The organism is Mesobacillus sp., from assembly GCF_047739415.1.
Lineage (GTDB): Bacteria > Bacillota > Bacilli > Bacillales > Cytobacillaceae > Mesobacillus.
Genome location: NZ_JBIQOE010000101.1, coordinates 21,039 through 33,908 on the forward strand (window position 1 = coordinate 21,039; position 12,870 = coordinate 33,908).

Genomic DNA, 12,870 nt, shown 5'->3' on the forward strand with positions numbered 1-12,870 from the left:
TTAATATTCCTCCCTGAACTTGCGAGAGATATACTGAGCGATAAGGTTCATGATCAGCGTGAACACAAACAATGTCATGGCAACAGCATAAAGACTGTAGTATAAGGTTGTGCCTGCAGCCGCCTCGCCGCCAGTTACTTCAACAATATACGCCGTCATCGTTTGCATCGATTGTGTAACGTCGAAGGTGAAGTTTTTTGAACTTCCGCTGGCGATGGCCACAATCATGGTTTCCCCAATCGCCCTTGATATACCCAGCACAAAAGAAGCAATGATACCTGAGATTGCAGCAGGAATGACTACTTTCCAGGTGACTTCAAGCTTTGTTGCTCCTAGAGCCAGCGCACCTTCTCTCATCGCATTAGGAACCGAGCTCATCGCATCTTCAGATAAAGAAGCAACCATTGGGATGATCATTATCCCCATAACAAGCCCCGGGCTTAAAATATTTGTTGGTTCTAGGCCAGGAATAAAAGATCTTAATAGAGGTGTTACAAATGTAAAAGCAAAAAAGCCATATACAATTGTTGGTATACCTGCCAAAACTTCCAAAACTGGTTTTAATGCTCTGCGAGTTTTGTCAGAGGCATACTCACTCAGGAAAATTGCAGTCATAAGACCAATTGGAATGGCCACAAGCATTGCGATTACTGTCGAAATTAGTGTCCCAGTAAGCAAAGGCAGTACTCCAAAGACAGCATTTTCTCCTAAAGGCTTTAACTTAGTGCCTGTAAAGAAATCTATAAATGGAACGTCTTTAAAAAAGGCGATTGTTTCCGTTAATAATGTAAGTACAATTCCAATTGTCGTAAAAACAGAAATAGCTGCGATTCCAAACAAGACTTTAGGAATGAATTTTTCTGTGTAATTGTTGATACTTTTCGTTTTCTTCTTTTCTTGTATCATTTCCCGTACATTCAGTTTGCTGCTATTATCATGCACAACACTTTTAACCACTTAGAAAAACCCCTTTCATCCTTCTCATCCAAGGAAGAACTTTAACTTATAGTACCCCAGGAAAGACAAATTAATCTTTAACACACGCAAGAAGATGAGAAGGTCAGACCTCTCATCTTCTTTAACCAACATCGTTAAGAAATTACTTCTTCAACCCATTTAAAGTATCAAGAGTAGCTTTGACATCTTCGTCAGACAATGGAGCGAAACCAGTCTCTGCTGCGACATCTTGAGCATTGTTCATTGTATAAATAGCATAATCAAGAACTTGTGCCTTTTCTTTTGCATGGTTCACATTCATGTATGTGAAAACTGGACGTGTGAATGGTGCATAATCGCCATCTTCTTTGATTGTATCTAATGAAGGCTCAACAGGACCATTTCCAAAGTCAACTTTTACAGCAGAAAGCTTATCTTTGTTGCTGTCATAGTAACCGTAACCGAAGAAACCAATTGCATTCTTATCTTTTGATACTAGGTCTACAAGTGTAGAGTAGTCTTGCTGAAGGTTTATACCTTCAACTAAATCTTGTTCTTCAAGGATATTTTCGAACATAAACTCGTAAGTTCCGTGGTTTTCGTTAGGGCCATATGTTTTGATTTCTTCATCAGGGAAATCTGCACGAACATCAGACCATTTTTTCTTTCCAGCGCTTGCAAGGAAAATGTCCTTAACTTCCTGCTCTGTAAGCTCAGTAGCCCAGTCATTTTCTTTATTAATGACGATTGTAATACCATCCAATGCAACTTTCATTTCTTGAACTTCGATTCCAAGCTCTTCAGCCTGAGCTTTCTCTTCGTCTTTGATTTGACGGGAAGCATCATTGAAATCAGTACCATCTTCTTTAACAAGGAATTTCTTGAAGCCCGCTGATGTTCCGGAGCGGCTTACTTCAACAGAAACGTTTTCCTGTTCACCCATATAGTTTTCAGCCATACGTGCCATAAAAGGATACACTGTACCAGAACCGTCGATGACCACGCTGCCTTCTAGTTCTTCACCGTTTTCGCCATTTCCACCTTCATTATCTCCACCACCGCAAGCTGCAGTGAATACCATTACAGCTGCCAGCATTAAAAACACACTCATCTTCTTAAGACTTTTCATTCTTTAATTCCCCCTACGAGATGTGGTTGTTGTTATGTCCTACAAGACCAAGAATACTGTTCTTCTTTTAAGACTGTTTTAACTGAATGTAAAGGTTTTGTAAATTTATTGTTTTTTGGCTTATATTGTCGAAAAACAGGTAATAAGTTTTGCCTGTTGAAGATAGTATACCCAGGGCAAATAAAAAAAAACTGTCTCAATAGAGACAGTTTAGTCTAGCATCATTGCTCGATTTCTTCATCGATTTCTTCATCGATTTCCTCTAAAAGATCAGTTCCTTCTTCTTTCTTTTCAATTTCCTGGATTGGCTGTTCGGGATTCATATTTCCCTCAAGGCGTTTCTTTTTCAGTTCGAAATACGTATCCAGGACTCTCCGCCCGATGTCATTATTTGCATGGTGGCCTTGATTGCCTTCATATGCCCAAGGAACCATGACAGCCATCGCAATTTCCGGATTTTCATGGGGAGCATAAGCAACCAGGCTCAAGTTCATCACTTCAGGAGGAAGGTCATAATTCTTCCTTTTTGGGCCATCATAAAAAGCTTGTGCTGTACCCGTTTTGCCAGCAGGTTTGTAATCAGCAGTATAAAATGCTCCATAGGCCGTACCGCCTCTTTCCTGCATAACCCTTCTGAATCCTTCCTGGACTCTGTCGAACCATTCAGGCTTGGCATCAACCTTGTTCAGGATGACAGGCTCAAGCTCATTCAGTACGGGACCGACCTCATTATTTTTCATGACCGGCTCCCTAATTTCTTTTACAATTCTTGGCTGAAGCCTATTGCCGCCATTCGCGATTGTTGAAACATATTGTGCCAATTGAAGCGTTGTGTACGTATCATACTGGCCAATCGCAAAGTCAAGCAAGAGACCTGGCCTTTTCTCTGTTCCCTTGAAACCGACCATCTCGTTAGGCAGGTCAATTCCTGTTCTTGTCCCAAGGCCGAATTGACTGAAATAATTTCTCATCGTATCAAATGCTTGTGGTTCAAGATACAATGGCTGATCATATTTGTAATTACCCTTACCTATATTTATCGCAGTCCTGAACATGTATACGTTAGACGATACCTTCAGGGCATTGCGGTCATCAAGAGTACCTAATCCTGCCTTCCAGGATTTTTTCGGGTTCGTGCCTTTTATCTTAATAGGTGTATCGTAAAACTGTGTACCAGGACTAATTGCTCCGGTATTGAAGCCTGTTAAAATTGTTGCTCCTTTAACAGCAGACCCGACATTATATGAAGTTGTAAAGTTCCCGCTCGCAAAATCCTGCATGACCGTTTTTCCTGTTTCTTCATCCTTAACGATCTGCTTCCCGGCTAGCGACAACACTTCTCCTGTGTTAGGGTCCATTAATACAACAAATGCCCTGTCCAGCAGTCCTGTTCTTGGCTGTTGCTTCGCCTTCGCCAATTCTTCTTCAATAATTTTTTCTACAGCGAGCTGAAGATCCATGTCAATCGTCAGCACAAGGTCCTTGCCTCGCTGTCCTTCGGAAATGATCTTTGAATCCAGGACATTTCCGCCCTTGTCGGTAATGTTTTTTACTTTTGCCTTCTGACCATGAAGAACATCTTCATATTGCTGTTCAATGTAACTTAAGCCGACTCTGTCGTTCCGGCTGTAACCGCGAGCAAGATAATACTCAAGCTTTTCTTTCGGAAGTCCCTTTTCGGAATCACTTACTTTTCCTAGAATCGACCTAAGCGTTTTGTCATAAGAATATTTTCGCTCCCAGTCAGTCGTTGTGTCGACACCTGGCAGCATTTCGAGGTTCTCACTGACAATAGCGAACTCCTCCGGTGTTACCTCTTTTTTGACGATTTGAGGCGATAATGCGTATCCGCTCATCATCTCACGTAAAATAGCGAGTATTTCAAGATCCTCTTTAGTTAATTCATTGAGCTCGTTTTCAGTAATGCGATCCAGCTGGAGATTATAAAGGGCTTTATCATCCAGCTTTTTTTCATCATACTGTGCCCATTCTTTTTCTTTGATTTTTTCTCTGGCACGCTCTTCATTTGTTAAGATCCAATAATCCTTTTTGTCCCGTTCTCTGACTTTCTTTAAATCCTCTTCAGAATCCTTTGATATCAGTTTTGCGAGTCGTTCTGCTACCATGAGCATCTCTTTTGTCTCAGTGCTCTGACTCTTTGTATATGTTATAGCCTTACTGGGCGTATTATCGACAATCGTTTTCATGTTCCGGTCGTACATTTTCCCTCTCGGAACTGGATTGTTCACGGTAACGTCTTCAGTTCGCTCTATTTCCCTTTTAAAATCCTCACCGTAAACAATTTGAACAATGCCAAGTCTTAAAATCAGCATAGAAAACAAAACAAATACTGCAAAAAACAACATATTCAGCCTGAATGGCACATGCGTTTTCTTCTTTTTCTTCTTATTCAAGCCTCTCCCACCTCTTCAGTCTGTATGTCCATGATTATGCACTATATTATTTTATCGAAGTTGGCCGTTTTTTTCTATCAATAAACTATGGCAGAAAGATTTTCCAATTATATTTGATTATAGAAAAAGACCGGGGGATCATCCCGGTCATGCTGGGGCTTTCAGATGAATTTTCCTGATAAAAAAGTAGATCAGTGTATGTCCACTCCCAAGGATGACAAGTAGGATGGGTATTGCCCTTTCTTCATTGAACAAATGGATTGAAACCAGGAATAATAATATCGACGCAACACGGCCAAGGTTCAAAAATAATTCGCGGACAACTATATATTCGATTCTCATTTCAGCAGCTTTCCAGCCCCGTCCAATCACGTCATAGGTCATTGATGCATACGGAACGAGAAGCAATGGATAAGCGACTGCAATCAGAGCCGCATATAACAGCAGACGGAAATAGCTGACCTGGAAAACAATCAGGAAAATGGCTAAGAAAAGAATCACCCCGCCTACGAGAATTGCTTTTTTCCTGTGTTCCTTTTTCAGCATTCTTGAGACAAAAAAATAGGCAAGAAATGAAATTCCTGAATTAATCAATCCATAGGTGCCCAACGCCATTTCGCTATCTGTGGCAATAAATACAAAAACCGAAACAATGAAAACAAATACTCCCTCCCTCAGCCCTTGGAAAAAATGAGCATTTGTAATCATCCTCCAATTTTTATCATGCTTCCTTTCAGTTATTATGCGTCGAAACCAATACTTCCCATGGGCAGGCCTGCGTTTCAGGAAGAAACTTAGCAATACTGCGATTGAAAAAAGACCCAATGAAAGTCCAAATACTACCGTATAGCCTGTCAATTTCTCAAGCCTGGAAATAATGAATCCTGCCGCAACAGGTCCAATCATTCCACCGACTGAACCAAGGATGCCAAGAAAACCATTAAAGAAATCACGTGTTTCCGGTTCAGTGATTTCAAAAGTGAGTACATTGTAGGCAAGCCAATAAAAACCGTATCCTATTCCTAAAAGCACTCCTAATAATAGTAAGAAATCGGAAGCTTTAGTGCCTACAAGCAAAACTGTTATATAAAACAAAGCCAGAAAGATGACACCGATTCGTAGAACAATGACCCTGTCGATCTTTTTTGCCCATCTCCCTGCAAGGATGAATGTAAGTGGCTGAGCAACGACAATCGATAAATTATACATTGCCAGATCGGCAAGTTCTCCAGATTGCTTCCATAAATAAATGTTAACAAAGGTATTCGAAAGGGCAATGCTCAATGAGTACAATCCCCCAATAATCAATAGGAGCGCTAAATCCTTTGTCAATTCAATGTCTCCTAATAATCTGTTTACTTTGCTCATGATCGACTCCCCTTTTCTCTTGGGTAGTTTCTAACAAAGTAAAGGGGGTTATTCAGTTTTTCCCGAGGGTCTTTTAAGGATGGAGGAGTACAAACAAAAAGAGAGACTGCAATCAATTGCAGCCCCTCTTGTATCTTCAATTATTTTGCAGAAGCGAATCGCTTGCTAACTTCTTCCCAGTTAACAACGTTCCAGAATGCACCAATGTATTCTGGTCTTCTGTTTTGATAGTTCAGGTAGTATGCATGCTCCCAAACATCAAGTCCAAGAATTGGAGTCTTGCCTTCCATTAATGGAGAATCCTGGTTTGGAGTACTAGTAACTTCAAGCTCACCATTGTTAACAACAAGCCAAGCCCAGCCTGAGCCGAAACGAGTAGTTGCAGCCTTAGAGAACTCTTCTTTGAAGCCTTCGAAGCCGCCAAATTTAGAGTTGATTGCTTCTGCTAGTTCGCCATTAGGCTCGCCGCCTCCGTTTGGAGAGATAACTTGCCAGAATAAAGAGTGGTTAGCGTGTCCGCCACCGTTGTTGCGAACAGCAGTACGTGCGGCTTCAGGAACTGCATCAAGGTTAGCAACAACTTCTTCAACAGTTTTAGAAAGAAGCTCTTCGTTTCCTTCCAAAGCGTTGTTAAGGTTAGTTACATAAGTATTGTGGTGCTTAGTGTGGTGAATATTCATTGTTTCTTTGTCGATGTGTGGCTCAAGTGCATCATATGCGTAAGGTAATTGTGGTAATTCAAATGCCATTTTTAACATCCTCCTATGTATCGTGTTTCACTCCCAGAACAAAACCTTTTACATAATTCTGTTATTAGAATTGTTCTAAAAGTGCTTCTTGTTTAGATTACCAAAGAACGGCAATCGTTTCAAATAAAATGCTTTCATATAACGAGTTTAAAATCCCCTATTCTTCGACGTTATATACACTTTGTTTTCATTAAGTGGATCATCAATGAAAAAAGCTTCGAAAATCTGGTTGGTGGTCAGGATTGATAAAACCACGAAGGAGCCACTCGAGAAAGTTTCAGAAAATCGTCAATATTGCTCAAATGCAGTCCTGTCAACGATATAAGTCGCATCTACAGCAAAATCGTCCCATTTATTCCCAATACACCGTTGACACAGTACTAACAATTCTTTTAAATCAAAAGTATAGAAAGGCTTAATAAGGAGACGACCTTGATGGACAAAAATATATCATTATATAGCTTAATTTTGCAAAACTTCATTGATCGGGAAACAATTCAAAAAATCAAGCCGGATACAATGCTATTTCAGGAAGATGAAAATGTACAGAATGTTTATGTCATCCTCAGTGGAAGTGTATCTGTTGGCCGTGTCCATATGAAAGGAAAGGAATTCATCCTAAAAATCTTGAATGGTGAAGAAATGATTATTGAATATGAACTGTTCAAGCATAATCCGCGTTATCACTTTTCAGCTAAGACTCTTACAGAATGTGAAATCCTCATGATCAAAAGAGAGCAATTTGAGGAATTCATTATGAACGATAAAACTGCTATGAACGCGATGGTAAACTGGCTAAGTACCAGATACCTCAAAGCACAGATGAAATGTCAGGATCTGATCATGAACGGCAAGAAAGGCGGCTTGTACTCCATTTTGATCAGACTGTGCAATAGTTATGGCGTGATGACAGATGAAGGCATCTTGATCGATCTGCCCCTCACCCACCAGGAGTTGGCCAATCTAACATACGGAACACGAGAAGTTATCCAAAGAATGTTGAAGGAATTACGCGAGAAAGACGTCATCGCTTATGATCAGCTTAAGTTCACGGTAAAGAACCTGGCATATTTAAAGAAAGAAGTCGACTGCCAGAATTGTTCATTTGAAATTTGCGGGCTAAATTAATCATCGCCACAATAAAGCATAAGGACACGCTCCTAAAAGTTACCTTATAGGAGACGAAGTTGCCTCATAAGGGTACGATTTGCCCTTAATTGTTACCTTATGGGATGTGAACCTGCCTCATAAGGGTACGATTTGCCCTTAATTGTTACCTTATAGGAGACGAAGCTGCCTCATAAGGGTACGATTTGCCATTAATTGTTACCTTATGGGATGCGAACCTGCCTCATAAGGGTATGATTAGCCCTTAATTGTTACCTTATGGGATGCGAACCTGCCTCATAAGGGTATGATTAGCCCTTAATTGTTACCTTATGGGATGTGAACCTGCCTCATAAGGGTACGATTTGCCCTTAATTGTTACCTTATGGGATGTGAACCTGCCTCATAAGGGTACGATTTGCTCTTAATTGTTACCTTATAGGAGACGAAGCTGCCTCATAAGGGTACGATTTGCTCTTAATTGTTACCTTATGGGATGCGAACCTGGCTCATAAGGGTACGATTTGCCTTTAATTGTTACCTTATGGGATGCGAACCTGCCTCATAAGGGTACGATTAGCCTTTAATTGTTACCTTATGGGATGCGAAGCTTTCGCATAAGGGTACGATTACCTTTTAAATGCATTCTTATAGGAGTCGTAACTCCTGCATAAGGGTATATTTATGAAAGATTTTTACCATCTAATAAAACTAAACATGATTAAGGACCAATATGGCAGCCATATACAAAAAATCGTGCTTAAGATGCACGATTTTTTATATCAGTATGAAGAAATAAACGAGCATGATGGTCATGATAATTCCTTTTGTCACCACACTGCTGACAAAACCTACCACAGAACCGAAGCCGACCTTAATCGCATCATTCAAATTCTTTTTATTAACCAGCAGTTCAGCCAATGCCGCTCCTAAAAATGGACCGATCAGGATACCGACGATTGGAATTACAAAAGGTCCAACCAACAAACCTATTGTACTTCCCCACATCCCTGCCTTGCTCCCGCCATATTTTTTTACACCAACGATGTTGGCAATATAATCAGCACCAAACAACAAGGCAACAAAAAGCCCCTGGACAGACCAAAATAACCAGTTAAAAGGCTCGAATGAAAAAAACAAGCCGTAAAGGATAAAACCGCCCAACATTAAAAGTACACCAGGCAAGATGGGAACCACTAAGCTTGCAAAGGCTCCTACGAATAACACTCCAATAATTATCCAATAAACAACATCCATCTAATCCATCCTTTTTTTAGATAAAATTAAAAAAAATAAGCAAAGGTTTCCCTTTGCTTATTTTACCACTATTTTTGCTCTCCCAAAACGTACTCAGCGATATTTACTGCATGGTCGCCGATTCGCTCCAGGTTGCTGATGATGTCAACGAAAACGATACCAGCCTGTCCAGAACACTGTCCTTCATTCATGCGAAGGATATGCTGCTTTCTAAGCGTTCGTTCCATTCTGTCAATTTCATCTTCTTTTGTGACTACCGCTCTTGCAGCATCAAGATTCTTCTGATCCAATGCCTGAAGCGCCTCTTCTACTGTACTTACGGTCAAGTTAAACATTACTTCCAAATCTTCCATAGCCGTATTAGTCATTTTCACTTTATTTGCCTGCTGGTACTCGATCAGTTCTACAATATTTTCGAAGTGGTCCCCGATTCTTTCAATATCACGGACTGTATCGATCAGCATGCTGTGCTCTTCTGATTCATGTCCTGATAGAGAGCTTTGTGACAAGTCTACCAGATAGTCTGTAATTTTACGGTCAAGGTTATTGATTGCTTCCTCTAGCTGATACGCATTCGAGGAATGCTTTGTATTCTTTGTCTTTAAAAACTCATTCGTTTCTTCGAGTCCCTTTAATGCAAACTTACCCATGCGGAGGACTTCTTCCTTAGCCTGTCCAAGCGCGATTGATGGTGATTGCTCAATGAAAACTGGATCAAGATGTTGAGCCTTGTAATCAACGATGGAATCTTCACCAGGGATCAATTTAGTCACGATCAATGCCAAAATCGCGATGAAAGGTAACTGTATCAATGTATTTGTTGTGTTAAAGATACCATGAGCAAAAGCAATGGACATCTCTGGATTCAAGTTAAGGTTATCTCTTAGGAGTTCGATCAGTGAAGTGAATGGTCCCAAGATTATTAGAAATAAGGTTGTTCCTATTAAGTTGAACAAAACGTGTGTTGCAGCTGCTCTCTTAGCTGCTACTGAAGTACCAATCGCAGCCAGAACAGCTGTAATTGTTGTACCGATATTGTCACCGAACAGAATTGGCAATGCTCCCTGTAAATTAATCATCGACTCAGCATGCAAGCTTTGTAAAATACCAATCGTTGCACTTGAGCTCTGGACAATTACAGTAAACACAGTACCAACTACTACACCAAGAATTGGATTTGAACTCATTTCCACTGTAAGGTCTTGGAAAGCTTCCAGACTTCTCAGTGGTTTCATGCCACCGCTCATAAGTTCAAGGCCGAAGAACAAGGCCCCGAAGCCAAATACGATTTGTCCAATATTATGAACTTTTTTGTTCTTGAAGAAAAATAACATAATCGATCCAACCGCTATAATCGGCAAAGCATACTCGCCTATGTCGATACCAATGATAAAGGCAGTAACTGTTGTCCCGATATTCGCACCCATAATGACCCCAATTGCCTGCCTAAGCGTCATAAATCCGGCACTTACAAGTCCTACCGTAATAACAGTTGTTCCACTACTTGTTTGTAAAAGGACTGTAACAAAAATACCTGCCAGTACACCCATCAGTGGATTAGTGGTAAAGCGGTCGAGAATATCCCGCAGTCGGTCCCCCGCTGATTTCTGCAAACCATCACCCATGAATTTAATGCCGTATAAGAAGATACCAAGTCCACCAAAGAACTCAAACAGCATTTCTTGTAAATTCAATTCCATTTTTTCAACCCCTAGATTTATTTCGACAAACATCTACAAACACAGCTTATTATGAAGGAAATATTAATGAAAAGTAAACTATTTTTACTTCGAATTTACAATACCTTAACATTTCTTCGTTATGTTACAAATACGTTACAAAGAGAAGGTAAAAAGGTTGTTATTTATCTATGTGAAAAGCTAAAATAGTGAGTGTAATTCTATTAAAGGACGTGTATTCATGAGTATATTCACACAAATAGCAAAAAGCGTGTATTCCCCTAAGGCAATAGCAGAAACGCGATTCCAGGGAATAGGTAAAACCATCTTATTTGTCTTCATTCTGACCCTAATATCCATTTTGCCTGTAGTCTATTATATGTTTGTTGGGATCTCCGAAGCTGTTGGCTCGGTCAAGCAATCCATCAAAACAGATTTACCTTCTTTTACGATTCAAGAGGGAGTACTGCAGTCAGACATTAAGGAACCGTTAACAATTAAAAATGGGAGTTTCACGTTAATTTTTGACCCTACCGGTGCTATCGCTGAAAGTGAACTGGCTGGCATGGATGCAAACGTTGCAATGCTTCAAAAGGAAATTGTACTGGCTGCTGGCGGCGAAACTAATGCAGTTCCCTACTCCTTTTTAACAACTGAATCTATGACGAAGGATGACATTATTTCTCTCATCAATACGGCTGAATCCTCGCTCCCTGTATTGCTGGGGATACTATTTATTGTGGTCTATGTTTTTTCCAGCGGTATGAAATTCATTGAGGTTTCTCTATTAGCGCTCTTTGGTCTTCTATTGAAAAATCTTGCTGGGAGAAAGCTGCAATACAGACACTTATGGAGGATGGCCGCATATAGCACAACACTCCCTACTATATTTTTCACGATCATGGCATTATTAAAAACTGAAGTACCCTTCAGTTTCTCCGTTAATTGGTTTGTTGCTTCAATGATGCTTTTACTGGCGATTAAAGAGCTGCCCGCCAAGAAACATTCGGAAAGTTAAGAAATGCGCCTCTGGCGTATTTTTTTCTTTCTTTTTAATTACATAAGATTTTCTCTCTATCTGCCCCGTTATGTCTCCTCTTAAACAATTCCAATCCCTCAATCCTGACAGATAGATTATTTTTATTCTCTTTATATAAACTTTCATTTTTTCTATCAAATTGGTTCTTAACTCTATTTCTCCTGCATAAATAATGATATAAGCATTTAAGGAGGAAGGTCCTATGAAAAAACTGGCAGGATTATTGGTTTTCTTGATAGTAGCTTACGCAGTCTACAATGATCTGAGCATAGGAACACTTCCAGCAACGAAAATGCAGGAACCTGAAACATCAAAAGCAGAAATGGCAGAAATGGAAAAGGCAGAAACAAAAAACACACAAGAAATCCCTTTTTTTGAACACGAAGTACTGCCTGGCGATACTGTACTATCAGTAATTGACAGTTATCTGGACAATCCATTGGACGTTCCTGTCTCACAAGCAGTGGAAGACTTTAAAAAGTTGAACGATGGTACAGATCCCCAAAAAATCAAATTCGGAAACGTTTATAAATTCCCGGACTACAGCAGCCAAAATTAGCAAAGGCTAACAATTGAAGTCTTTCCTTGTCAATTTGAACAAAAGATTGATAAAATGGGGTTATGCAACTTTAGGAACATATTCATGAATTCCATTTTTCAAAGGAGCGAATCACTGTTGAGTGAAATTATACATCGTACCAAAACCCGTCCGATAAAGGTTGGGAATTTAACCATTGGAGGCAACAATGAAGTTGTCATCCAGAGTATGACCACAACCAAGACGCATGATGTTGAAGCGACAGTCGCTGAAATCATGCGCCTGGAAGAAGCAGGCTGCCAGGTTGTCCGTGTTGCTTGTCCGGATGAAAGAGCAGCAAATGCCATTTCTGAAATCAAAAAAAGAATAAACATACCACTTGTTGTTGATATCCATTTTGATTACCGCCTTGCACTTAAAGCAATTGAGGGCGGAGCTGATAAAATCAGGATCAATCCGGGTAATATCGGAAAGCGTGAAAAGGTAGAGGCTGTTGTAAAAGCTGCAAAAGAGCGCGGGATCCCTATCAGAATCGGTGTTAATGCTGGCTCTCTTGAGAGACGGATTCTTGAGAAATACGGCTATCCTACAGCAGATGGAATGGTAGAGAGTGCTCTGCACCACATCAAAATCCTCGAGGACCTTGATTTCCAT

11 protein-coding genes are annotated in these 12,870 nt (G+C 40.2%); 4 read left to right on the plus strand and 7 right to left on the minus strand.

What is annotated here, in order from left to right:
* The 5 genes from pstC to ACH0QE_RS08430 all read right to left on the minus strand — a co-directional run bounded on the left by pstC (position 1) and on the right by ACH0QE_RS08430 (position 6,596).
* Entirely contained in the window at positions 1-906 is a 906-nt protein-coding gene (pstC, locus tag ACH0QE_RS08410) for a phosphate ABC transporter permease subunit PstC (RefSeq protein ID WP_415800262.1), read from the minus strand.
* Positions 907-1,099: 193 nt separating this feature from the next.
* The gene (locus ACH0QE_RS08415) at positions 1,100-2,065 is read right to left on the minus strand and encodes a PstS family phosphate ABC transporter substrate-binding protein (RefSeq protein ID WP_415800253.1); all 966 of its coding nucleotides are present in this window, start codon (positions 2,063-2,065) and stop codon (positions 1,100-1,102) included.
* Positions 2,066-2,286: 221 nt separating this feature from the next.
* Positions 2,287-4,431, minus strand: a complete 2,145-nt coding sequence (locus ACH0QE_RS08420) for a peptidoglycan D,D-transpeptidase FtsI family protein (RefSeq protein WP_415800263.1) — start codon at positions 4,429-4,431, stop codon at positions 2,287-2,289.
* A 195-nt stretch (positions 4,432-4,626) separates the two neighbouring features.
* Positions 4,627-5,847: an MFS transporter gene (locus tag ACH0QE_RS08425; RefSeq protein WP_415800254.1), complete on the minus strand. Its 1,221-nt coding sequence runs from the start codon at positions 5,845-5,847 to the stop codon at positions 4,627-4,629.
* 140 nt (positions 5,848-5,987) lie between these two features.
* Positions 5,988-6,596: a superoxide dismutase gene (locus tag ACH0QE_RS08430; RefSeq protein WP_415800255.1), complete on the minus strand. Its 609-nt coding sequence runs from the start codon at positions 6,594-6,596 to the stop codon at positions 5,988-5,990.
* 435 nt (positions 6,597-7,031) lie between these two features.
* Between ACH0QE_RS08430 and ACH0QE_RS08435 the strand changes: the two genes are divergently transcribed.
* Positions 7,032-7,724: a Crp/Fnr family transcriptional regulator gene (locus ACH0QE_RS08435; RefSeq protein WP_415800256.1), complete on the plus strand. Its 693-nt coding sequence runs from the start codon at positions 7,032-7,034 to the stop codon at positions 7,722-7,724.
* 756 nt (positions 7,725-8,480) lie between these two features.
* Here the strand turns inward: ACH0QE_RS08435 and ACH0QE_RS08440 are convergent.
* Complete coding sequence (locus ACH0QE_RS08440; RefSeq protein WP_415800257.1) at positions 8,481-8,960, minus strand: DUF456 domain-containing protein; 480 nt, start codon at positions 8,958-8,960, stop codon at positions 8,481-8,483.
* A 68-nt stretch (positions 8,961-9,028) separates the two neighbouring features.
* Positions 9,029-10,660: a Na/Pi cotransporter family protein gene (locus tag ACH0QE_RS08445; protein WP_415800258.1), complete on the minus strand. Its 1,632-nt coding sequence runs from the start codon at positions 10,658-10,660 to the stop codon at positions 9,029-9,031.
* A 220-nt stretch (positions 10,661-10,880) separates the two neighbouring features.
* Here ACH0QE_RS08445 and ACH0QE_RS08450 point away from each other — a divergent pair, with 220 nt between their 5' ends.
* The 3 genes from ACH0QE_RS08450 to ACH0QE_RS08460 form a co-directional block, all read left to right on the plus strand.
* Complete coding sequence (locus ACH0QE_RS08450) at positions 10,881-11,657, plus strand: DUF1189 domain-containing protein (protein ID WP_415800259.1); 777 nt, start codon at positions 10,881-10,883, stop codon at positions 11,655-11,657.
* A gap of 223 nt (positions 11,658-11,880) precedes the next feature.
* A complete protein-coding gene (locus tag ACH0QE_RS08455; protein ID WP_415800260.1) occupies positions 11,881-12,237 on the plus strand; it encodes a hypothetical protein in 357 nt (118 codons plus the stop codon).
* Between the two features lie 126 nt (positions 12,238-12,363).
* Positions 12,364-12,870, plus strand: a 507-nt coding sequence (locus tag ACH0QE_RS08460) for a flavodoxin-dependent (E)-4-hydroxy-3-methylbut-2-enyl-diphosphate synthase (RefSeq protein WP_415800264.1), incomplete at its 3' end; no start/stop codon positions are given.

Bases quoted from the DNA above. Each gene is read 5' to 3' on its own strand.
- pstC (WP_415800262.1), bottom strand. From the start codon at position 906: ATGATACAAGAAAAGAAGAAAACGAAAAGTATCAACAATTACACAGAA.
- ACH0QE_RS08415 (WP_415800253.1), bottom strand. From the start codon at position 2,065: ATGAAAAGTCTTAAGAAGATGAGTGTGTTTTTAATGCTGGCAGCTGTA.
- ACH0QE_RS08420 (WP_415800263.1), bottom strand. From the start codon at position 4,431: ATGTTGTTTTTTGCAGTATTTGTTTTGTTTTCTATGCTGATTTTAAGA.
- ACH0QE_RS08425 (WP_415800254.1), bottom strand. From the start codon at position 5,847: ATGAGCAAAGTAAACAGATTATTAGGAGACATTGAATTGACAAAGGAT.
- ACH0QE_RS08430 (WP_415800255.1), bottom strand. From the start codon at position 6,596: ATGGCATTTGAATTACCACAATTACCTTACGCATATGATGCACTTGAG.
- ACH0QE_RS08435 (WP_415800256.1), top strand. From the start codon at position 7,032: ATGGACAAAAATATATCATTATATAGCTTAATTTTGCAAAACTTCATT.
- ACH0QE_RS08440 (WP_415800257.1), bottom strand. From the start codon at position 8,960: ATGGATGTTGTTTATTGGATAATTATTGGAGTGTTATTCGTAGGAGCC.
- ACH0QE_RS08445 (WP_415800258.1), bottom strand. From the start codon at position 10,660: ATGGAATTGAATTTACAAGAAATGCTGTTTGAGTTCTTTGGTGGACTT.
- ACH0QE_RS08450 (WP_415800259.1), top strand. From the start codon at position 10,881: ATGAGTATATTCACACAAATAGCAAAAAGCGTGTATTCCCCTAAGGCA.
- ACH0QE_RS08455 (WP_415800260.1), top strand. From the start codon at position 11,881: ATGAAAAAACTGGCAGGATTATTGGTTTTCTTGATAGTAGCTTACGCA.